Annotated in this window: 21 protein-coding genes; 1 reads left to right on the forward strand and 20 read right to left on the reverse strand. The window is 72.5% G+C overall.

The annotated features are described in order from the left end of the window. Positions 1 to 50: 50 nt before the first annotated feature. From dprA to proS, 16 genes are all read right to left on the reverse strand, one after another. Complete coding sequence (gene dprA, locus AC4BDD_RS07375) at positions 51 to 1,259, reverse strand: DNA-processing protein DprA (RefSeq protein WP_490690167.1); 1,209 nt, start codon at positions 1,257 to 1,259, stop codon at positions 51 to 53. Continuing rightward, positions 1,256 to 2,881, reverse strand: a complete 1,626-nt coding sequence (locus AC4BDD_RS07380; RefSeq protein WP_490690168.1) for a YifB family Mg chelatase-like AAA ATPase — start codon at positions 2,879 to 2,881, stop codon at positions 1,256 to 1,258. The genes dprA and AC4BDD_RS07380 overlap by 4 nt, the downstream gene beginning before the upstream one ends. Then, positions 2,881 to 3,201, reverse strand: a complete 321-nt coding sequence (locus AC4BDD_RS07385; protein WP_490691698.1) for a YraN family protein — start codon at positions 3,199 to 3,201, stop codon at positions 2,881 to 2,883. Before AC4BDD_RS07385 ends, AC4BDD_RS07380 begins: the two co-directional genes overlap by 1 nt. 290 nt (positions 3,202 to 3,491) lie before the next feature. Continuing rightward, on the reverse strand, positions 3,492 to 3,800 hold the full coding sequence (locus tag AC4BDD_RS07390; RefSeq protein WP_009714730.1) for a DUF2469 domain-containing protein: 309 nt from the start codon (positions 3,798 to 3,800) through the stop codon (positions 3,492 to 3,494). A gap of 39 nt (positions 3,801 to 3,839) precedes the next feature. Beyond that, complete coding sequence (locus AC4BDD_RS07395) at positions 3,840 to 4,331, reverse strand: NUDIX hydrolase (protein WP_490690169.1); 492 nt, start codon at positions 4,329 to 4,331, stop codon at positions 3,840 to 3,842. Further along, complete coding sequence (lepB, locus tag AC4BDD_RS07400) at positions 4,324 to 5,088, reverse strand: signal peptidase I (RefSeq protein ID WP_490690170.1); 765 nt, start codon at positions 5,086 to 5,088, stop codon at positions 4,324 to 4,326. Before lepB (AC4BDD_RS07400) ends, AC4BDD_RS07395 begins: the two co-directional genes overlap by 8 nt. A 111-nt stretch (positions 5,089 to 5,199) precedes the next feature. Continuing rightward, positions 5,200 to 5,961, reverse strand: coding sequence for a signal peptidase I (lepB, locus tag AC4BDD_RS07405; RefSeq protein WP_490691699.1), 762 nt, complete (start codon positions 5,959 to 5,961; stop codon positions 5,200 to 5,202). Between the two features lie 46 nt (positions 5,962 to 6,007). After that, positions 6,008 to 7,357 carry a signal peptidase I gene (gene lepB, locus AC4BDD_RS07410; protein WP_490690171.1) on the reverse strand — a complete coding sequence of 450 codons (1,350 nt, stop codon included), beginning with the start codon at positions 7,355 to 7,357 and terminating at the stop codon, positions 6,008 to 6,010. After that, positions 7,350 to 8,099, reverse strand: a complete 750-nt coding sequence (lepB, locus tag AC4BDD_RS07415) for a signal peptidase I (protein ID WP_490690172.1) — start codon at positions 8,097 to 8,099, stop codon at positions 7,350 to 7,352. The genes lepB (AC4BDD_RS07410) and lepB (AC4BDD_RS07415) overlap by 8 nt, the downstream gene beginning before the upstream one ends. Positions 8,100 to 8,142: 43 nt before the next feature. After that, the gene (gene rplS, locus AC4BDD_RS07420; protein ID WP_304464196.1) at positions 8,143 to 8,493 is read right to left on the reverse strand and encodes a 50S ribosomal protein L19; all 351 of its coding nucleotides are present in this window, start codon (positions 8,491 to 8,493) and stop codon (positions 8,143 to 8,145) included. A 130-nt stretch (positions 8,494 to 8,623) separates the two neighbouring features. Further along, the gene (gene trmD, locus AC4BDD_RS07425) at positions 8,624 to 9,439 is read right to left on the reverse strand and encodes a tRNA (guanosine(37)-N1)-methyltransferase TrmD (RefSeq protein WP_490690173.1); all 816 of its coding nucleotides are present in this window, start codon (positions 9,437 to 9,439) and stop codon (positions 8,624 to 8,626) included. After that, positions 9,439 to 10,023, reverse strand: a complete 585-nt coding sequence (rimM, locus tag AC4BDD_RS07430) for a ribosome maturation factor RimM (RefSeq protein ID WP_490690174.1) — start codon at positions 10,021 to 10,023, stop codon at positions 9,439 to 9,441. Before rimM ends, trmD begins: the two co-directional genes overlap by 1 nt. An 84-nt stretch (positions 10,024 to 10,107) precedes the next feature. Next, positions 10,108 to 10,347 carry an RNA-binding protein gene (locus AC4BDD_RS07435; RefSeq protein WP_007266827.1) on the reverse strand — a complete coding sequence of 80 codons (240 nt, stop codon included), beginning with the start codon at positions 10,345 to 10,347 and terminating at the stop codon, positions 10,108 to 10,110. Between the two features lie 2 nt (positions 10,348 to 10,349). Further along, the gene (rpsP, locus tag AC4BDD_RS07440) at positions 10,350 to 10,793 is read right to left on the reverse strand and encodes a 30S ribosomal protein S16 (RefSeq protein ID WP_490690175.1); all 444 of its coding nucleotides are present in this window, start codon (positions 10,791 to 10,793) and stop codon (positions 10,350 to 10,352) included. A gap of 366 nt (positions 10,794 to 11,159) precedes the next feature. After that, the gene (locus tag AC4BDD_RS07445; RefSeq protein WP_490690176.1) at positions 11,160 to 11,750 is read right to left on the reverse strand and encodes a hypothetical protein; all 591 of its coding nucleotides are present in this window, start codon (positions 11,748 to 11,750) and stop codon (positions 11,160 to 11,162) included. A 178-nt stretch (positions 11,751 to 11,928) separates the two neighbouring features. Next, on the reverse strand, positions 11,929 to 13,344 hold the full coding sequence (gene proS / locus AC4BDD_RS07450; RefSeq protein WP_490690177.1) for a proline--tRNA ligase: 1,416 nt from the start codon (positions 13,342 to 13,344) through the stop codon (positions 11,929 to 11,931). A 437-nt stretch (positions 13,345 to 13,781) separates the two neighbouring features. On the opposite strand from proS, the gene AC4BDD_RS07455 reads away from it, so the two are divergent. Continuing rightward, positions 13,782 to 14,645 (forward strand): SAM-dependent methyltransferase, encoded by an 864-nt coding sequence (locus tag AC4BDD_RS07455; protein WP_490691700.1) that lies wholly within the window; start codon positions 13,782 to 13,784, stop codon positions 14,643 to 14,645. 102 nt (positions 14,646 to 14,747) lie between these two features. On the opposite strand, the gene ffh is transcribed toward AC4BDD_RS07455, so the two are convergent. The 4 genes from ffh to AC4BDD_RS07475 all read right to left on the reverse strand — a co-directional run bounded on the left by ffh (position 14,748) and on the right by AC4BDD_RS07475 (position 20,824). Then, entirely contained in the window at positions 14,748 to 16,313 is a 1,566-nt protein-coding gene (gene ffh / locus AC4BDD_RS07460; protein ID WP_490690178.1) for a signal recognition particle protein, read from the reverse strand. 233 nt (positions 16,314 to 16,546) lie between these two features. Continuing rightward, on the reverse strand, positions 16,547 to 19,069 hold the full coding sequence (locus tag AC4BDD_RS07465; protein WP_490690179.1) for a [protein-PII] uridylyltransferase: 2,523 nt from the start codon (positions 19,067 to 19,069) through the stop codon (positions 16,547 to 16,549). A 130-nt stretch (positions 19,070 to 19,199) separates the two neighbouring features. Next, on the reverse strand, positions 19,200 to 19,538 hold the full coding sequence (locus AC4BDD_RS07470; RefSeq protein ID WP_490690180.1) for a P-II family nitrogen regulator: 339 nt from the start codon (positions 19,536 to 19,538) through the stop codon (positions 19,200 to 19,202). Then, positions 19,535 to 20,824: an ammonium transporter gene (locus AC4BDD_RS07475; RefSeq protein ID WP_490690181.1), complete on the reverse strand. Its 1,290-nt coding sequence runs from the start codon at positions 20,822 to 20,824 to the stop codon at positions 19,535 to 19,537. Before AC4BDD_RS07475 ends, AC4BDD_RS07470 begins: the two co-directional genes overlap by 4 nt.

The raw sequence follows: 20,824 nt of genomic DNA on the forward strand, positions 1-20,824 counted from the left end.
CTGCGCGGATGCGGTCATCGCCTCAACCCTTTCACCCGATTGCCCCAAATCTATGGACCGCCTCGCCGTGCGGCGCCGTTCCTGGCGTCGATGCGGACCAACACCCAACGATCGCCTGCGCGTTCGACGAATCCCAGGGCGAGCAGCTCGTGGAGTCGTGTCAGCGCTTCGTCACGGCTGGTCCCCGCCTCGCGGGCCACCTCTCGCACGTCACTGCCGCCCTGTGCCGACAACGCGTCCAGCACGCGTGCCGTCACGGGAGGGAGCGTGTCGCGTGCGATGAGCGGCCCGCGGCGCGCCGGTGCGAGCTCCCCGATTCCGCCGACCATCTCGACCACTTCGGCCGGGTCGGTGACCAGGACGGCCTCGTTGCGCAGCAGTTCGTGCACGCCGGCGGAGAGCCCGCTGGTGATCGGGCCCGGGACGCCCATGGTGACGCGGCCGAGCGCCTGGGCCTTGCGGGCGGTGACCAGCGAGCCGCTGCGGTACGCGGCCTCGACGACGACCGTGCCTCGGGTCAGGGCGGCGATGACCCGGTTGCGGAGCAGGAATCTGGCCCGGGTGGGGTGTCCGCCGGGCGGCAGTTCGGCGATGACCAGGCCCTGTTCGGCGATGCGCTGGATCAACCCGGCGTGCGCCCGGGGGTATGGGGTGTCCAGGCTCGACGCCAGTACCGCGATGGTCGCGCCGCCCGCCGCGAGCGCCCCCCGGTGCGCGATCGCGTCCACGCCGTGCGCCGCGCCGGAGACCACCGCCCAGCCGCGCTCGGCGAGCCCGGATCCGAGGCCGGAGGCGACGTGCGAGCCGTAGTCCGAGCAGGCCCGGGCGCCCACCACGGCCACCGAGCGCAGCGCCCACAGCCGCAGTGACGGTGAGCCGCGCACCCACAGCCCGATCGGCCGGGCATCGCCCAGGTCGTCGAGTTGCCGGGGCCAGTCGAGGTCACCGGGGCAGATGAACCTGCCGCCGATCCGGTCGACGGCGGCCAGGTCGGCGGCGGGGTCGAGTCCGGTGGCGCGGAGCGCGCATCCGGCCAGCCGCTCGCCGGAGGCTCCGCTCGGTGGCGCCGCCGCGCCGGTCAGGGCCTGGTGCAGTTCGACCGGGCCCATGTCGCGCAGCCAGCGGCCCACCTTCTCGTCGCCGGGCTCCACCAGCCGGGTCAGGGCGGCCCGGGCCAGCCGCTCCTGCCACCCGACGCCGTACCAGCCCGGCGGGCCGCAGGGCGGGGCCGGGGCCTCGTCCCCGGGGCCGGCGCTCACCGCTCCCCCACCGGGACGGGAACTCCGCGGGACAGCCCGGTGCGCAGTTGCAGGGCATGGGCGACGTCGTCCGCGGTGGGACGGGCGTGTCCGGCGAGGTCGGCGATGGTCCAGGCGACGCGCAGCACCCGGTCCAGGCCGCGGGCGGTGAGCAGGCCGCGCTCCAGGTCCTGCTCGGCCTCCCGCAGGGCGCCGGGCTCGGGGTGGAAGCGGGTGCGCAGCTCATGGCCGGGCACCTCGCTGTTGGCGGCCCAGGGGGTGCCGGCGAGGCGGGCCAGGGCGCGGCCCCGGGCCTCGCGGACCCGGGCGGCGACCGAGGCGGTGTTCTCCGCCTCGCCCGGCGGGGCGGCCAGCTCGGCGCGGGTCACCGGGGCGACCTGGACGCGCAGGTCGACGCGGTCCAGCAGGGGTCCGGAGAGCCGTCCCTGGTAGCGGCGGATCGCCATCGGGGTGCAGTCGCAGCCGTCGCCGAACTGGGTGTGGCGTCCGCAGGGGCAGGGGTTGGCGGCGAGGGCCAGCAGGAAGCGGGCGGGCATGCTCATCATGCCGGCGGACCGGGCGACGACGACCCGGCCCGACTCCAGGGGCTGGCGCAGCGCGTCCAGTGCGCGGCCGCTGAATTCGGGCGCTTCGTCCAGAAAGAGCACGCCACGGTGGGCCAGGGATACCGCTCCGGGTCTCGGCAGGCCGTTTCCGCCGCCGACCAGGGCGGCCATGGTCGCCGAGTGGTGCGGTGCGCAGTAGGGCGGGGCGTCGACCAGGGGCTTGCCGGGCGGGAGCACCCCGGCCACCGAGTGCACCGCCGTGACCTCCAGGGCCTCTTTGGGGGTGAGCGGGGGGAGCAGCCCGGGCAGGCGTTCGGCGAGCATGGTCTTGCCCGCGCCCGGGGGCCCCATGAAGAGCAGGTGGTGGCCGCCCGCCGCGGCGACCTCCAGGGCCTTGCGGGCGGCGTGTTGTCCGGCGACCTCGGACATGTCGGGCCGGCCCGGGGGGCTGAGGGAGGTGGCGAGGACGCCGGTGCCGGCTCCGGCTCCGGGCACCAGCAGGCCGGAGAGCATGGCGTCCGGCCTGCCGTCCTCGGCGAGGTCTTCCTCCTCCTCGGGCACGGGGGCGTCGGTGAGCACGGCGATGAGCTGCCGCAGGCTGCGGACGCCGAGCACGGAGACGCCGGGGACCAGCGCCGCCTCGGCGGCGGTCTGCTCGGGGACGACGACCTGCTGGTAGCCGGCTTCGGCCGCGGCGAGGACGGCGGGGAGCACGCCGCGCACCGGCCGCACCCGGCCGTCGAGCCCCAGCTCGCCGATCATCATCAGGTGGGCGAGCTCGCGTGGGTCGATGCACTCGGCCGCGCCGAGCACCGCGCAGGCCACGGCAAGATCGAAGCCGCTGCCGCCTTTGGGGACGGAGGCGGGGCTGAGGCCGACGGTGAGTTTCTTCTGGGGCCATTCGGCGCCGGAGTTGACCACGGCGGCGCGGACCCGGTCCCGGCTTTCGACCAGGCTCTTGTCGGGCAGGCCGACGAGGGTGAAGGCGGCGACTCCGGGCTCGAGGTCGGCCTGGACCTCGACCACGACGCCTTCGACGCCGACCAGTGCGACCGAGCAGGTGCGGGCGAATCCCATCACTCCACCCCCCGCACGTGTTCGACGACGGGGGCGCCGCGGTCGGGCAGAGTTACGGCGACCACGTCGATGCGCACCCCGCCCGGCGGCGGGCCACCCCGCGGCTCCAGCCAGCGTTCGGCGAGCAGGCGCAGCCGCTCGGTCTTCTTCGGCGTGACGGCGGCCAGCGGGTGTTCGAAGGGGCCTGCTCTGCGGGTCTTGACTTCGCAGACGACCAGTGCGTCGCCGTCCCGGGCGACGATGTCGATCTCACCGGCGCGGCATCGCCAGTTCCGCTCCAGGACGACGATGCCCGCCTCGGTCAGTCGGCGAACCGCCAGGTCCTCGCCCCAGCGGCCGAGGGCCTGTCGGCCGAGTGAGCGGTCGGCCGGGGCCTGGCCGCCGGGCGGCCGCGTGCGTCCGGGCGGCCGGGCGCCCGGCGCCGGGGAACCTTGAGCCAGGGGATCTTGAGCCAGGGGCTTCGGTGAGCGGGCGCGGTCGGCGGATGCGGGGGATCGCCCCCGGGAAGACTGCGGCATCGGTACCACCTCCGGCACCGATGCTGGGGTCTGTGCGCCGCGCCCGGGGATCTTGGACGAATCCTGTGGACGGTCGACCGCTTGGGGATAACTCAGCCACCCGGAAGGTCGAGGTCGCTCTTGTTGAGCTCTTCGATGTTCACGTCCTTGAAGGTGAGCACCCGCACCTGCTTGACGAAGCGGGCCGGCCGGTACATGTCCCAGACCCAGGCGTCCGCCATGGACACCTCGAAGAAGACCTCGCCCTGGACGGAGTGCACCTGCATCTCGTAGTCGTTGGTCAGGTAGAAACGCCGCTCGGTCTCGATCACGTATTTGAAGAGACCGACGACATCGCGGTACTCCCGGTAGAGCTTGAGCTCCATCTCGGTCTCGTACTTTTCGAGGTCCTCGGCGCTCATGGCATGTTCCCCTTCAGCCGTGCGTCCCCCCATTGTGCGTCAGACACGCTCAGTCTCCAGGATCAGTGGAGTGGCCGGGGGGCCGTCGTCGAGCAGCGTACGCAGCAGTGCGGCGAGCCTGGTGGGATACACCGTCTCATGAGTGGTGGCCAGTTCCTCGCATGTCCACCAGCGGAGGCCGGTCACACTGCGCCGCTCCAGCTCGGTGAGCGCTCCCGGCCGGGCGTCGGTGGCCTGGGTGCGGCCGAGGAAGTACCACTCGTCCTGGTCCCAGCGGCGGCCGTCGAAGGGGAAGGAGCAGATGCGCCGCCAGATCACCGGGCCCAGCTCGACGTCGGTGATCCCGGTCTCCTCGGCCAGCTCGCGGCGGGCGGCCTGTTCCCGGGTCTCCTCGCCCTCCAGCCCGCCGCCGGGGGTGAACCACCAGGTCGAGGAGGGGTCGTCCGGCTCGTAGCCGTGCAGCAGCAGGATGCGGTCGTGCGGGTCGAGCAGGACCACGCGGGCGACCTTCCGCAGCCCGCCGTCAGCCATGGACGGCCTCCGTGGTGCGCTCCGGCCGCCGGTCCCGTCGGCGCGAGACCAGCCGGGCGATCGGCCCGTAGGCCGCGCCGGCCATGATCAGCACGGCGCCGGCGACGACGGCGATGGTGAGCGGGCGCAGCGGGCCGGGTTCGGAGATCCCGCCGGGCAGGTCCGCGAAGCCGGTGGGCCGCTCCAGCATGCCGAAGCCGTCCATGGGCCAGGCGGTGGCGTCGACCCGCGCGTCCACCGCGCCGGCCGGCACCGTGCCGTGGCTGCGGTCGGTGAGGTGCTCGGGCGAGTCCACGGAGTCGTTGCGGTGGTCGCCGAGGAGGAAGAGTTCGCCCTCGGGCACGGTGGCGCTGAACTCGCCGGGCGAGGCGGGCTTGCCGTCGTCGGGCAGATACGGTTCTTCGATGGGCTTGCCGTTGACCATGAGGCGGCCCTGTGCGTCGCAGCAGGCCACCTTGTCGCCGCCGACGCCGACGACACGCTTGACCATCGGCACGTCGCCCCAGACCTTGTCCCGGAAGACGACGACGTCGCCCCGGCGGACCTCGTCGCCGTCTATCCGCTCGGCCAGCACGCGCGAGCCCTGCTCGATGGTCGGGGCCATCGATTCGGTGGGGACGGTGTACGGCCGGTAGAGGATGGCGCCCCAGACGAAACCGCCGAGGAAGAGCACACAGCCGAGGGCCACGGCCAGCCCGGACAGCATCCTGCCCGGTCCGCCGCGGCCGTCACCCGTGCTTCGTGCTCCGCTGCTCATCCTGGTGCTCCCGCCTCGTCGTGCGGATCCTGGGGGATCTCGCGTAGAAGGTCCGGTTCCGTATGCCGTGGGGCATGGGAATCGCACCCTACCGGGCGGTTCGGACGCGCGTCAGCTGTCCTGTCGTCCGCCGGTCTCCGCGGTGGCCTTGCGGATCAGCCTGCGGCGGCGCCACAGCACGATGGGTGCCGCGCCGGCCAGCCCCAGGGCCGAGGGCGCCGCCGCCATCGCGGTGCTCAGCCCGGACTGTCCGAAGGTGTCCGGAACGGGCAGCGTGGCCCAGCGGTCGATCGGCCAGGCGACGACGATCGCCCGCCCCACGACATCGTCCTCGGAGATCGTGCCGTTGTGCAGGTTCTGGTGGTAGCGGGAGTCCATCGAGTCCTGCCGGTGGTCGCCCATCACCCACAGCCGGCCCTCGGGGACCTTGATCGGCCCGAACGGCTCGTCGTTGCAGGGGCTGTCGCCGGGGAAGATGTACGGCTCGTCGAGCGCCTTGCCGTTGACCTTGACCGGGCCGTACTTCTTGCACTCCACGGTGTCTCCGCCGACCGCGATGACCCGCTTGATCAGGTCCTTCTCGTCCGCCGAGGGCATCAGGCCGATCTTGCTGAGCACCGTCTGAATGCCTTCGGCCACGGGGCCGGAGTCGGTCTTCTCCGACTCCCTCAGCCAGCCGCCCGGGTCGTGGAAGACGACGACCTCGCCGCGCTCGGGCTTGGAGCCGAACCACGGGGTCAGCTTGTCGACCAGGACGCGGTCCCCGCGCTGGAGGGTGTTCTGCATCGAGTTCGAGGGGATGGAGAAGGCCTGCACCAGGAAGGTCTTGATCAGCAGCGCCAGCAGCAGCGCGATGCCGACCAGGATGGGCAGCTCCTTCCAGAAGGAGCGCTGCTTCTTCTTCGCGGCGGGCTTGCCGTCACCCTCGCCGCTCGTCCCGCTCTCGCCGTCCTCGGAGGCCGGTGCGCCGGGGGGCGGTCCGTCCGCGGCCGGTCCCTGGGAGGCGGAGCCCTCGGATGGGGGCTCGGCCTCCGGCGCCTGGGCCCGGTCGTCCGCCCCGGCCATGGACGGCCCGGGGGCGGGCGCCTGCTCCCCAGGCTTCCCCCCCGTCGTCCCGGGCTGCTCCTCGGGCTCTTCGTGACCGGATCGTGCGCCGACCGCCAAATCCCCCACATCCACTCCTCACGCCGCTCTGCCGTCTGCGCCACGGACGGCGCAGAACCACCACTCCCATAACGAGCGGGAGTTCCGCAGGGGTCGGGAGCCGGACCATTCCTTCCTGGTCCTTGGGGGCAAGACTATGCGCCGAACCGTCCGCCTGCGGATTGCTCGTCGGCGCGTCCCGCACCGAAGCATATGCGCCACGCTCCTCCAGCCGCCGCCAGTGGCCGAACGGCCAGGCGATCACCACGGCACGGCCGACCACCAGATCCTCCGAGATGGTCCCGTGCCCCTTTTCGTCGAGGTGGTAGCGGGAGTCCCGGGAATTGGCCCGGTGATCGCCCAGCACGAAGATCCGGCCCTTGGGCACCTTCACCTCGAACTCGATCTCCGAGGGCTTGTTGCCCGGGTGGATGTACGGCTCGTTGATCGGGGTGCCGTTGACGGTGACCCGGCCGTCCTTGTCGCAGCACCGCACGGTGTCACCACCGATGCCGATCACCCGTTTGATCAGGTCCTTCTCATCCTCCGAGGGGAGCAGTCCGATGAAGCTCAGGAACTGCTTGCCCTGCTTGATGCCCACCGGGTCGTCGTTCTTCGGCTTGGGCTCCTCGTCCAGCCAGCCGCCCGGGTCCTTGAAGACGACCACGTCGCCCCGCTCGGGCTTGGATCCGAACCAGGGGGTGAGTTTGTCCACCAGCACCCGGTCCCCGATCCGGATCGTCTGCTCCATCGAGCCGGAGGGGATGACGAACGCCTGGACCAGGAACGTCTTGAGGAACAGCGCGATCAGCAGCGCCACCCCGATGAGGATCGGGACCTCTCGGACCGCGGAGCGCCGGCGGCGCCGCTTGATCCGGCGCAGCGCCTTGCGCCGCTCGGCCCGCCCGCCGGTCGCCCGCCGCGTCGGGGTCGGGGCGGTCTGAGGATCCTCCGGTCCGCCGGTTGCGGGCTCGGCTTGCGGCTCGGTCGCGCCGACGCCGGTGACGGGCGCTCCGGGCCCGGTGACGGGGGCGGTGAAGGGCCCGGTGACAGGGGCGGATGTGACGGGGGCGGGAGTGGCGTGCCCGCGGCGGCGCGAGGACTTCGGCCGCCCACGGCTACCCATGGGCCCCGCCCGGCTCGGGGATCTTGTCGAAGGCCCGCGGCCGGTGCAGCCGGGTGAGCCTGTCCAGCGGCCAGCCGATCCAGTCGGCCCGGCCGATCACCTTGTCGACCGGCACCGAGCCGCCGCCCGGCGCGCCGAGGAGGTCGCGGGAGTCCCGGGAGGCGCTGCGGTGGTCCCCCATCAGCCACAGCCGGCCCTGGGGGACGACGATGTCGAACCGCACGCGCGAGGGCGCGTCCCCCGGGTAGAGGTAGTCCTCGTCCACCGGTCGGCCGTTCACCTCGATCCTCCCCCGTTCGTCGCAGCAGGTGACGCGGTCACCGCCGACTCCGATCACGCGCTTGATGTAGTCGGTCTCGGCCGGCTCGGCCAGCCCCACGGCGGCGCCCACCGTGCGGATCAGCCCGGTGACCGGGTTCTCGTCAGGCTCCTCCCGCACGAAGGAACCCGTCCCGTCGAAGACCACGACATCGCCGCGGCGCGGCTCATCACCGAAACGGTACGCCAGCTTGTTGACCAGCACCCGGTCCCCGGGCCGGAAGGTGTTCTCCATGGAGCCGCTGGGGATCAGGAAGGGCTGCACGAGGAAGCTGCTGACGAGCAGGGTGACCGTGCAGCAGATGGCGGCGATCAGGGCGTACGGCCGCCAGGTCCGCCAACGCGAAGAGCGCGGCCGCTCCGCCTGGCCCTCTTCGGGTTCGGCGGAGCGGTCGCGCTCGTGAAGCGTTGCGTCGGTGTCCATCGGCCAGAGCCTATCCGGCCCTGCCCGGACATCCGACACGTGTTCAGTTGTCGCGCTTCTCCTTGATCTTCGCGGCCTTGCCGCGCAGGTCACGGAGGTAGTACAGCTTCGCACGGCGCACGTCACCGCGGGTGACGACCTCGATCTTCTCGACGATCGGGGTGTGCACCGGGAAGGTGCGCTCGACGCCGACGCTGAAGCTGACCTTGCGGACCGTGAAGGTCTCGCGGACGCCCGAGCCCTGGCGGCGGATCACAACGCCCTTGAACTGCTGCACACGGGAGCGGTTGCCCTCGATGACGCGGACGTGGACGTTGACCGTGTCGCCGGGGCGGAAGGTCGGGATGTCGCTGCGCAGCGACGCGGCGTCGACGTTGTCGAGCAGGTGAGACATGAGTGTCTGCTTTCCTCGCTGATGCCACAGGTCATCAGCGGTATGTCGTGAGGAGTGTTCGGATGCCGGCCGGTCGGCGGGCGTCGTGTCCCCCTGTGGCAGGGGCGCGCGCCGGACGGATGGCAGCGGTCTATTCTTCCACGGCCTCGCCCGGCCGCCCAAATCGGCCGTCGGGGAGCTCCTGCCAGCCCAGTTCCGCCAGGATCTTCCGGTCGTGCTTGTCGAGCGCGGCTGGGTCGCAGCGTTCGATCAGGTCGGGCCGGTGGCGGGTGGTGCGGCGGAACGCCTCGTCGCGCCGCCAGCGGGCGATCTTGCCGTGGTGGCCGCTGACCAGCACCTCGGGGATGGAGCGGCCGCGCCACTCGGGGGGCTTGGTGTAGACCGGGCCCTCCAGCAGGTCGGCCATGGCGCCGGGCGCGAAGGAGTCGTCCCGGTGCGATTCGGCGTTGCCCAGGACGCCGGGGAGCAGCCGGGCGACCGCCTCGGTGATCACCAGCACCGCGGCCTCTCCGCCCGCCAGCACGTAGTCGCCGATGGAGACCTCGCGGACGTCGAGGCGCTCGGCGTAGTCCTCGATGACGCGCCGGTCGATGCCCTCGTACCGGGCGGGGGTGAAGACCAGCCAGGGCTTCGCCGACAGCTCGACGGCCAGCTCCTGGGTGAAGGGCCGGCCGCTGGGGGTGGGCACGACGAGCACCGGCAGCTCCTCGCCGGTGCCCGAGGCGATGATGTCGTCCAGCGCCTCGCCCCACGGCTCGGGCTTCATGACCATGCCGGGGCCGCCGCCGTAGGGCGTGTCGTCCACCGTGTTGTGCCGGTCGTGGGTCCACTGCCGCAGGTCGTGGACGCGTACGTCCAGCCGGCCGCGGGCCCGCGCCTTGCCGACCAGGGAGACGTTCAGCGGCTCCAGGTACTCGGGGAAGATCGTGACGACGTCCAGCCGCATCAGGACTCGCCCCCGCTGCCGGTTTCCTCGGCCGTGGCGGGGTCGGTGGCCCGGCTGCCGGCGATCTCCGCATCGCTGTCGTCCAGCAGGCCCGGCGGCGGGTCGACGACCGCGCGCTGGGCCTCCAGGTCGATCTCCGGGACCATCTCGCTGACGAACGGGATCATGACATCCCGGCCGTCGGGCCGCCTGACGACCAGCAGGTCCTGGTACGGCAGGTGGGCGATCTCGGCGATCCGGCCGATCTCGGTGCCGCCCACGGTGACCACGTCCAGGTCGACCAGCTGGTGGTCGTAGAACTCCTCGGGGTCCTCGGGGGTCTCCTCGGGGTCGACCTCCGCAATCAGCAGGACGTTCCGCAGCGCCTCGGCGGCGTTGCGGTCCTTCACGCCCTCAAAGCGCAGGAGCAGCCGGCCGCTGTGCACCCGGCCGGCCTCGATGGTCAGCGGCCCGGCCGAGGCGGGGTCGGTGGCGAGCACGGCGCCGGGCCCGAGCCGCAGCTCCGGCTCGTCGGTCCGGACCTCGACCGTGACCTCGCCCTTGATGCCATGGGCGCGGCCGATCCGCGCGACTACCAGCTGCACTGTCTCCTCAGTCCTTTCACGCACACGGGCCGGGGAGGGCCCAAGCCCTCCCCGGCCCGTGCCGGTGCTCTATCTTCTCGCTGCTCAGCGGACCTGGTCGACGTCGACGAGGTCGACGCGGATGCCACGGCCGCCGATAGCGCCCACGACGGTGCGCAGGGCACGCGCGGTGCGGCCGTTGCGGCCGATCACCTTGCCGAGGTCATCGGGGTGCACCCGGACCTCGAGAACCTGCCCGCGCCGCAGGTTGCGCGAGGCGACCTGCACGTCGTCGGGGTTGTCGACGATGCCCTTGACCAGGTGCTCGAGGGCCTCCTCGAGCATGCTCAGGCCTCGGTCGACTCGGTGGACTCGGCAGCCTCGGCCGCCTCGTCCGCCTTCTTCTCCGACTTCTTAGCCTTCTGGGTGATGGCCTCACCCTTCGGCTCGTCGCCGGCGTCCTTGGCCGCGGCCTCGAAGAGGGCGCGCTTGTCGGCCTTGGGCTCGGCGACCAGCAGCGGCGCCGGGGCCGGCAGACCCTTGAACTTCTGCCAGTCACCGGTGAGCTTCAGGATGGCGAGAACCGGCTCGGTCGGCTGCGCGCCGACACCCAGCCAGTACTGCGCGCGCTCCGAGTCGACCTCGATGCGCGAGGGGTTCTGCACCGGGTGGTACAGGCCGATCTCCTCGATGGCCCGGCCGTCACGGCGGGTGCGGGAGTCGGCGACGACGATGCGGTAGTGAGGCGAACGGATCTTGCCCAGACGCTTCAGCTTGATCTTGACTGCCACGGGAGTGGTGTCTCCTGGTCTTGACGTGGTGGGGCACGGGCGGGTTGCCACGTGGGGTTGCGGTACCCGAGTGCCCGATGGACGCGTCAGCCGGAGGAGAGAGGGGTCCTGGTCGGCTGTCGAGTACAGCTGACCATTGTGCCACACCACGGCAGCGCCGCCGCACGCCGATCACTCGCCGGGCGGCGGCCCTCAGCGTCGAAGAACGCCGGTGTCACCGGGGCCGCCGGGAGCTCCGCGCGGCAGCCCGGAGCGGACGACCGGCACCGCATGACGGCAGGCCGGACCGGGCCGTGGGCCCGCCGGGTGACGGGCCGGACCAGCGGCCCGCCGGGTGACGGGCCGGACCGGGCGGCGATCACCGTCTCAGGCGACGGCGGCCGCCTCCGGGATACGGAACGGCTTGCCGCAACCGCCGCACATGATCGGCGCCTGCGCCAGCACCGACGGCACGACGCGCACATTGCGGCCGCAGTCACAGACCGCCTTCACCCGCACTCCGCCCCCCGACGAGCCGTGCCGGGCGGCCGGGCCACGGAAGGTGCGCGAGGTGTCGGCGGTGGTGGCGGCGGTGTGCGCCTTGAGCGCGCGCTGCAGCCGGTCGATCGTCGGCCGGTACCGCCGTCTCGCCTCGGCGCTGAGGGTGACCAGGGAGAACCCACTGCTGGGATGCGGCTCCTCCGCGTGGTCCAGCCCCAGCTCCTCGGCGATCGCCAGGAACCGGCGATTGTGGTAGCGGCCGGCACGAGAGGTGTCCCGGATACCCCGGGCGGCGGCAATGCCGTGCACCGCTTCGTGCAGCAGCCTTTCGAAGGAGAGCTCCGATCCGCAGGCGGACGAGGACTCACCGATGAGGGATTCGGGCGCGGCGAGATCCGGCAGCTCGGAGTGGTGCCGTTGAATGTCGGCCCACGCCTGCGCCAGCTCCGCGGCGAGAACAGGTGGTGTCGTGCTCACGTCGTGACAACGACTCAGGTACGCCCAGTGTTCCGATTCCGGGCCATCTTAATAATTTGCACTTACCAGTCAGTTCCCGCCGATGGGCGCCGATGTGTCCTGACGAGGGCGGGTCCGCAGATCTGCGGATGAGAGCCCCCAGCCCCCGTCAAGACGGTACGTACCGGTGCCTTGGGGCTCAGTAGGCGCGCGCGACGATCGCGACGTTACCGGGGGCGTCGTCAGCATCCGGAACCGACCCGTCCGCAGCCACCAGGCAGCGGACCGAGACGGCCTGCTCGGCGAGCTTGGCCTCGCCCTCCGGGCCGAGGTCGGCCCACGGAATGCGCGCCCAGCCGCCGGCGACCGCGGCCTCGGCCGCCTCGCCGATGGTCCGCGCCTCCACGGTCTTCGCCTCGCGGCGCTCACGCGACTGCTGGAGCAGCAGCGCCTGGTCGTCCTCGAGCATCTTCGGCAGCAGCTCGGCCAGCGCCTCGATGCGCACCGGCTCCTTGCCGCCGGGGATCCGGCGGGCGACCATCGCGGTGCCACCCTCCAGATCGCGCGGGCCCACCTCGATCCGGACCGGAACGCCCTTGAGCTCCCAGTCGACCGCGCGACGGCCGAAGGGGGTGTCGGTGCGGTCGTCCACCTGGACCCGGATGCCCGCGGCCCGCAGCACGTCGCCGATCTCGCGGACCTTGGCGATCACCGCGTCGTCGCCCTTGATGGCGAGCACGACGACCTGCACATGGGCCAGCCGGGGCGGGACCCGCAGGCCGCTGTCGTCGCCGTGGGACATGATCAGGCCGCCGACCATCCGGGTGGAGACACCCCAGGAGGTCTGCCAGACCAGCTCCTGCTTGCCGTCCTTGGAGAGGTAGGCGGTGTTGAACGCCTTGGCGAAGTTCTGGCCCAGCTCGTGGCTGGTGCCCAACTGCAGCGCCTTGCCGTCGCCCATCATGCCTTCGAGGGTGAGCGTGTTGATCGCCCCGGCGAAGCGCTCCTTGGCCGTCTTGCGGCCCAGGACCACGTCGATGCCCAGCACGTTGACCATGAAGTCGGCGTAGACGTCGCGGTGGATGCGGGCGGCGTAGTCACGCGCGTCCTCGTAGCTGGCGTGCGCGGTGTGGCCCTCCTGCCAGAGGAATTCGCTGGTGCGCAGGAAGACCCGCGGGCGCATCTCCCAGCGGACCACGTTGGCCCACTGGTTGATCAGCAGGGGCAGGTCGCGGTAGCTCTGCACCCACTTGGAGAAGTACTCGTTGATGATGGTCTCGGAGGTCGGCCGGACGACGACCGGCTCCTCCAGCTCCTTGCCGCCGCCGTGGGTGACCACCGCCAGCTCAGGCGCGAAGCCCTCGACGTGCTCGGCCTCCCTGGTCAGGTAGGACTGCGGGATGAAGAGCGGGAAGTACGCGTTGGCCGCGCCCGCCGCCTTGATCCGCGCGTCCATCTCCTGCTGCATGCGCTCCCACAGCCCGTAGCCGTACGGCCGGATGACCATCGTGCCGCGCACCGGGCCGTTGTCGGCCAGCTCGGCCTTGTTGATCAGATCCTGGTACCAGCGCGGAAAATCCTCCGCCTGGGGGGTGAGAACGGGAGCCTTTGCCATGGCGACGATCGTACGGCGGCGGCGCACGGAAACGTGAATCGGGCCGGAGCGAAGCAGACACCGGCCGGACCCCTGGACGCGCGGGCGGATGCGCAGTTCTCTTGCTTACGGGCCCCTCGGCGAGGGCGCCGCACGGGGGAAGGAAGTGAACTCGGCACGGAACTCGGCGGATTGGGGCGCAATCAATGACACCCACGCTCGTCCAGCGGGACGACCCGTACCGTCTCTCCTTGACGACCAGCGAACCCCTTCCCCGGTCGTCGCCGGCAGGTCCCCGCGGCGCGGCGGACGCGGGGGACGCGATGGATCAGCACGCCGGGGCGGACGCACCCCACACCCTGGCGGACACGGCGTTTCCGCACGTCCGCGCCGACGACCGGGCACGGACCCAGGAGCTGCGGGCCCGCGCCGTCGACTGGGCGGAGATCCAGGAACGGATGCTGGTGCCGCTGTACGAGGCGGTCTACCAGCGGCTCGACGTCGGTCCCGGCACCCGCCTGCTCGGCCTGGGCTGCGGATCCGGGCTCGCCCTGCTGATGGCCGCCGCCCGGGGCGCCACGGTGGCAGGCACGGACCCGGACGACCGGCGCCTGGCACTGGCCCGGGAGCGGCTGGCGCGCGGCAGGCCGACGGGGGCGCCCGGGGGCGCACCGCCCGGTGGTGCGCGCGCAGAGCGCGGAGCGGGGGGCGCACACGGTGCATGGAGTGACAGAGAGCAGCCCGGGTCTGCTTCTGTGCGCCTGGCGGCCGGTCCGCCCGCCGGAGTGCGGGCGCCGGACAGCGCGCCCTTCACTCTGGTGACGGCGTTCGACCTGGCGGTGATGTCCGGCACCGCGACGGCGGTGGAGGCGCTGGGCGAGGCGGTCGCGCTCGCCGCGCCCGGCAGCGCGGTGGTGCTCGCGGGCTGGGGACCGCCCGAGCGGTGCACCACATCGACGGTGCTGCGGGTGGCGGCGCGGTTGGCGGACCCGGCGTACTCCCCCGGGCACGGGCAGCCGTCGCCGGGGGTGCCTCCCATGCCCCAGGGGCTGTGGGGGCGGGACGATCTGGAGATCCTGGCGCAGCGGGCCGGACTGCGGCCGGACGGGTCCGGCCGGGTGGCCTGCCCGTTCGGATACGCCGATGTGGCGAGCGCGGTGCGCGGGCTGCTGTCCACCGGGCTGTTCGACGCGGCGGAGCGGGCCACCGACCCGGCCCAGGTGCGCAAGGAGGTCACCGAGGCGGTGTACCCGCACCGGCGCCCGGACGGGACGGTGTGGATGCCGAACGTCTTCCGCTATGTCATAGCCCGTACGTCATAGCCCGGGTGTGAGCCGCCGGACGCTCCCGGCCGCGCCGCTTCGGATACGCGCGCGGGCGGCGTGCTCGCGCACGCCGCCCGCTTCACCGCTTGTGATCGCCGCTTACTTGGGCGGCAGCATGTCCCGGAACTCCTTGGGCAGTTCGAAGGAGCCGGCGTCCTGGCCCGCGCCGGGCAGCCCGAAGGCTCCGCCCGGCTGGCCGTCGGCGCCCGCCGCCTTCCGCTCCGCGGCGGCCTGCTCCTCGGCCTTCCGCTTCATCGGGTTACCCGAGCGCTGCTTGCCCTTGGCCTGCTTCTGCTTCTTCTTCTGCCGGCCGGGGCCGCCGCCCATGCCCGGCATCCCCGGCATGCCCGGCATGCCGCCGCCCTGGGCCATCCGGGACATCATCTTGCGGGCGTCGAAGAAGCGCTCGACGAGGTTCTTCACCGCGCTGACGTCCACGCCGGAGCCCTTGGCGATACGGGCGCGGCGGGAGCCGTTGATGATGGTGGGGTCCTGGCGCTCGGCCGGGGTCATCGACTTGATGATCGCGGCGGTGCGGTCCACGTCCCGCTCGTCGAGGTTGTTGATCTGCTCCTTGATCTGCCCCATGCCGGGCAGCATGCCGAGCAGCTTGGAGATCGAGCCCATCTTCCGGACCTGCTCCATCTGGGCCAGGAAGTCGTCGAGGGTGAACTCCTTCGGGCCCTTCGCCAGCTTGGCCGCCATCTTCTCGGCCTCGGCCTGGCTGAAGGTCTGCTCGGCCTTCTCGATGAGGCTGAGCATGTCGCCCATGCCGAGGATGCGGGACGCCATGCGGTCCGGGTGGAACGCGTCGAAGTCGTCCAGCTTCTCGCCGTTGGAGGCGAACATGATCTGCTTGCCGGTGATGTGCGCGATGGACAGCGCGGCACCACCGCGGGCGTCACCGTCGAGCTTGGAGAGCACCACACCGTCGAAGCCGACGCCGTCGCGGAAGGCCTCGGCGGTGTTGACCGCGTCCTGACCGATCATCGCGTCGACGACGAACAGGACTTCCTGCGGCTGCACCGCGTCCCGGATGTCCGCGGCCTGCTGCATCATCTCGGCGTCGATACCGAGGCGGCCCGCGGTGTCGACGATGACGATGTCGTGGACCTTGGTCTTGGCGAACTCGATGGAGTCCTTGGCGACCTGCACCGGGTCGCCCACGCCGTTGCCCGGCTCGGGCGCGAAGACGGCCACCCCGGCGCGCTCGGCGACGACGGAGAGCTGGTTGACGGCGTTGGGGCGCTGGAGGTCACAGGCGACCAGCAGCGGGCTGTGGCCCTGGCCCTTGAGCCAGCGGGCCAGCTTTCCGGCCAGGGTGGTCTTACCGGCGCCCTGGAGACCGGCGAGCATGATCACGGTCGGCGGCTGCTTGGCGAACCGCAGGCGGCGGGTCTCGCCACCGAGGATGCCGATCAGCTCCTCGTTGACGACCTTGATCACCTGCTGCGCGGGATTCAGCGCCTGCGAGACCTCGGCGCCCAGCGACCTTTCCTTGACCTGCTTGATGAAGGCCCGGACGACGGGCAGCGCGACGTCCGCCTCCAGCAGGGCGATGCGGATCTCGCGAGCCGTGGCGTCGATGTCCGCCTCGGAGAGCCTTCCTTTGCCCCGCAGGGTCTTGAAGGTATTCGCCAAGCGGTCGGAGAGAGTGTCGAACACGGCGCTCGTCGGTCCTCAGGGTCGGGGGCGGAGACAATCGCCATCCAGGGTATCCGGACGCGCAAGCAATGCGTCCCTGCCCGCCGGGAAGCGGCGGGCGGGGACGGAAAACCCCGCGACGGCGGGGACTCATATCCGCGAGGCCATCTCCCCAGACGACATCCTCGGATCACCCCCGCCTGCGCGGGGACCACGCCCTGCTCAACGCGACGCCAACACCGCGGGTCACGCCCTCACCGCAAGGCGTCCTCCACCGTCTTCGCCACGGCTGCCGCCTCCGCCTCCGTCAGCAGCGAGCCGTCCACCCACGTGACGTAGACCGTGTCCACCGCGTTCGCGCCCAGCGTGCTGACGTGCGCGCTGCGCACCATGACGCCCGCGGTCTCCAGGGCGCGGCCGATCCGGTGCAGCAGGCCCGGGGCGTCCTGGGCGCGCACCTCGATGACGGTGGCGAGCTGGGAGCCGCCCTGGGCGACCGTCACCCTCGGTGGCGGGGCGTGCACGCGGCGGCGCGGGTACTTCGCGTATGCCGCCTCGCGCTCGGCGAGCCGGGCCGCGATGTCGAGCGTGCCGTCCAGGGCGCGTAGCAGGTCCTTGCGGAGCCGGGCGGCCTGCGGGAGCGAGCCGTACTCGGCGGCGACCCGCCAGTCGAGCAGCAGCACCCCGGCGCCGGGGGTGGTGAGCTCGCCGGGGAGTTCGACGGCGTGCAGGTCGGCGGCGCGCACGGTCAGCCGGTGGAGGGCGAGCACCCCGGCCGCGGCGGCGAGCACGCCGGGCTGGTCGGGGACGGCGATGAGCAGTTCGACGCCGATCGGTTCGGGGCCGTCGTCCGCCCGGTCGCCCGGGTCGCCGGGGTGGTCGGCCTCGGGGCGGGGCTCGGGGCGGGCGCGCAGCGCGAGGACCGGGCCGCCGGTGCGCCATGCCTCGATGGCCAGCCGTTCCTGTTCGGCCGTCGGCTGCCGGGTGGCGGTGCGCTCGGTGTGCGGTTCCCCGGCGAGCTGGGCGGCGACGCGCCGGACGAGGTCGGCGACGAGCGAGCCGCGCCAGGCGCTCCAGGCCGCGGGGCCGGTGGCGAGTGCGTCGGCTTCGGTGAGGGCGTGCAGCAGTTCCAGGGTGCCGGCGCCGCCGACGGCGTCGGCCACCGAGCGCACGGTGGCCGGGTCGTCCAGGTCGCGGCGGGTGGCTGTCTCGATGAGCAGCAGGTGGTGCCGTACGAGGGTGGCCAGGACGGCCACGTCGGCGCGGTCGAAGCCGATCCGGGCGGCCACGTCGCGGGCGATGGTCTCGCCGACCACCGAGTGGTCGCCGGGCCAGCCCTTGCCGATGTCGTGCAGCAGGGCGGCGACCAGCAGCAGGTCGGGGCGGCTGACCCGGCGGCTGAGCGCGCTGGCCCGTACCGCGGTCTCCACCAGGTGCCGGTCGACGGTCCAGCGGTGGACCGGATTGCGCTGCGGGCGGCAGCGGACCCGCTCCCAGTCGGGCAGCAGCCGGGTGATGAGCCCCTCGGCCTCCAGCGCCTCCCACACCTCGACGGTGGATTCGCCGGCGCCGAGCAGCGTCACCAGCGCTTCCCTGGCTTCCGGTGGCCAGGGGACGGGGAGCGGGCGCACCTCGGCGGCCTGGCTGAACTGCCGGACCGCGTGCCGTGACAGCGGCAGCCCGGCCTGGGCGGCGGCCGCGGCGGCGCGCAGCGCCAGGACCGGGTCGCGCTCGGGGCGGGCGGTGCGGGCGGGCACCACCTCGCCGTCGTGTTCCACCACGCCCTCGGCGAGCGGGCTGCGCTCCCCGGCCGGGTCCGCGCCCGGCTGCCCGCCGCGCCGGCCGGCCTTGGGGGTGGCGGATCCCAGCAGGCCGCGGAGGCGGGGGCGGGTGGTGCGGGCGCGCAGCACCCGGCCGACCTCGCGCCAGGTGACGTCGCTGGCGTAGGCGACGGTGCGGGCGGCCTCGTAGATCTGGCGGAGCAGGGTGTCGGCGTCCAGCAGGCCGAGTCCGGCCGCGACCTGGTCCTGTTCCTGGAGGGCGAGCCGGTCGGTGGCCCGGCCGGTGGTCAGGTGGAGGGCGTCGCGGGTGTCGAGCAGCCGTCCGCGTGCCTCTTCGAGCCCCTCGCGGGGTGCGTCGGCCAGCCAGGAGGCGGCGACGGCGCGCAGTGCGGTGGCGTCGCGCAGTCCGCCGCGTGCCTCCTTGAGGTCCGGTTCCAGCAGGAAGGGGAGTTCGCCGTGGCGCTGGGCGCGTTCCTGGCACAGTTCGCGCAGCTCGGGGAGGCGGCGGGGGGCGTGGGCGCGCCAGTCGGCGAGGATGGTGGTGCGCAGGCTCGCGGTGAGGTCCGCGTCGCCGGCGATGTGCCGGGCGTCGAGGAGTCCGAGGTGGGCCTTGAGGTCCTCGGCGGCGGTCTTCCGGGCCTGTTCCGGGGTGCGTACGGAGTGGTCGAGGGCGAGGCCGAGGTCCCATACCGGGTACCAGACGCGATCGGCGAGGGCGGCCAGCGCGGTCGGGTCGGCCGACCCGTCGTGCAGCAGCAGGACGTCGAGGTCGCTGCGCGGGGACAGTTCGCCGCGGCCGTAGCCGCCGACGGCGACCAGGGCGACTCCGGGGGCGTCGCCGAGCAGCCGGGTGAGCCAGCGGTCGGTGAGGCGGGCGAGCTCGGCACGGCGCGGCGGCCCGGACCGCGGATCCTCCTGGAGGAGGCGCAGCCGGGCCGCCGGGTAGCCGCCGGGCTCCGAGTCGGGCGTCTGGGTCGTGGTGACACTTTCCGTCAACTCGGGTTCTCCCTGATCTTGTCCGGGTCGCTCGGGGACCGGTTGGCCGGGAGGACCGGGCGGACCGGGCGGTTGGTGCGCCCGGTCCGGTCCGCCGGCTCGATCCGCGGGGGCGGCTTGGAGGTCCTCCCTAGAGGGCGTCCGGGCCGCGCTCGCCGGTCCGGACCCGGACCGCGGTCTCCACGGGGACGCTCCACACCTTGCCGTCGCCGATCTTGCCGGTGCGGGCCGCCTTGACCAGGACCTCGATGAGGTCGTGGGCGTCGTCGTCCTCGGCCAGCACCTCGATGCGGACCTTGGGCACCAGGTCGACGGTGTACTCCGCGCCCCGGTAGACCTCGGTGTGGCCGCGCTGCCGGCCGTATCCGCTGGCCTCGGTGACGGTCAGGCCCTGGACGCCGAACGCCTGGAGGGCTTCCTTGATCTCGTCGAGCCGGTGCGGCTTCACGACCGCGGTGATGAGCTTCATGCGTCCACCTTCTTGCTGCGCGGCGCGGCCGCGGGGATCTGGTCCTTGGGGGCGGGGGCCACGCTACGCCCGGCCGCGGCGCCGCCGACCGCGCTGAAGTCGTAGGCGGTCTCGGCGTGGAACGCCTGGTCCACGCCGCTGATCTCGTCGTCCTCGGTGGCCCGGAAGCCGATGGTGGCGTCCACGAACTTGGCGAGGATCCAGGAGACGACGAAGGAGAAGGCCATCACCGAGAAGGCTCCGACGGCCTGCTTGCCGAACTGCTTCAGGCCGCCGACGCCGTCGGTGGCGAGGAGGCCGACCAGCAGGGTGCCGAGGACACCGCCGACGAGGTGGACGCCGACCACGTCGAGGGAGTCGTCGTAGCCCAGCTTGTACTTGAGGCTGACGGCCCAGGAGCAGACGACGCCGGCGATCAGGCCGATGGCGATGGCGCCGCCGGCGTTGACCGCGGCACCGGCGGGGGTGATGGCGACCAGGCCGGCCACCGCGCCGGAGGCGGCGCCCAGGGTGGTGAAGGCGCCGTGCCGCAGGCGCTCGTAGCCGAGCCAGCCGAGCATGGCGGCGCCGGTGGCGACCTGGGTGTTGAAGGCCATGTTGGCGGCGACGCCGTTGGCGGCGAGTGCGGAGCCGGCGTTGAAGCCGAACCAGCCGAACCACAGCAGGGCGGCGCCGAGCATCACCAGCGGCAGGCTGTGCGGCCGCATCGGGTCCTTCTTGAAGCCGATCCGCTTGCCGACGACCAGGACGGCGGCGAGCGCGCCGATGCCGGCGTTGATGTGGACGGCGGTTCCGCCGGCGAAGTCGATCACTTCGAGCTTGAAGAGCCAGCCGTCGGCCTGCCACACCCAGTGCGCGACCGGGAAGTAGACGACGCTGACCCACAGGGTGATGAACAGCGCCCAGGCGCTGAACTTGACGCGGTCCGCGAGGGCGCCGCTCATCAGGGCGGGGGTGATGATCGCGAACATCAGCTGGAAGAGGGCGAAGGCGAGGACGGGGATGCCTTCCTTGCCACCGGTCAGCGTCTCGGGGTCGATGCCCTTGAAGCCGATGTGGTCGAAGTTGCCCAGCAGCCCGCCGCCGATGTCGTCACCGAAGGTGAGCGAGTAGCCGTAGGCCACCCAGACGACGCTGACGATGCCCAGGCTGATGAAGGACATCATGAGCATGTTGAGGGCGCTCTTCACCCGCACCATGCCGCCGTAGAAGAAGGCCAGGCCGGGTGTCATCAGCATCACGAGCGCGGCACTGATCAGTACGAATGCGGTATCTGCGCCATTCAA

This window comes from Streptomyces sp. JLBT605, assembly GCF_058215555.1.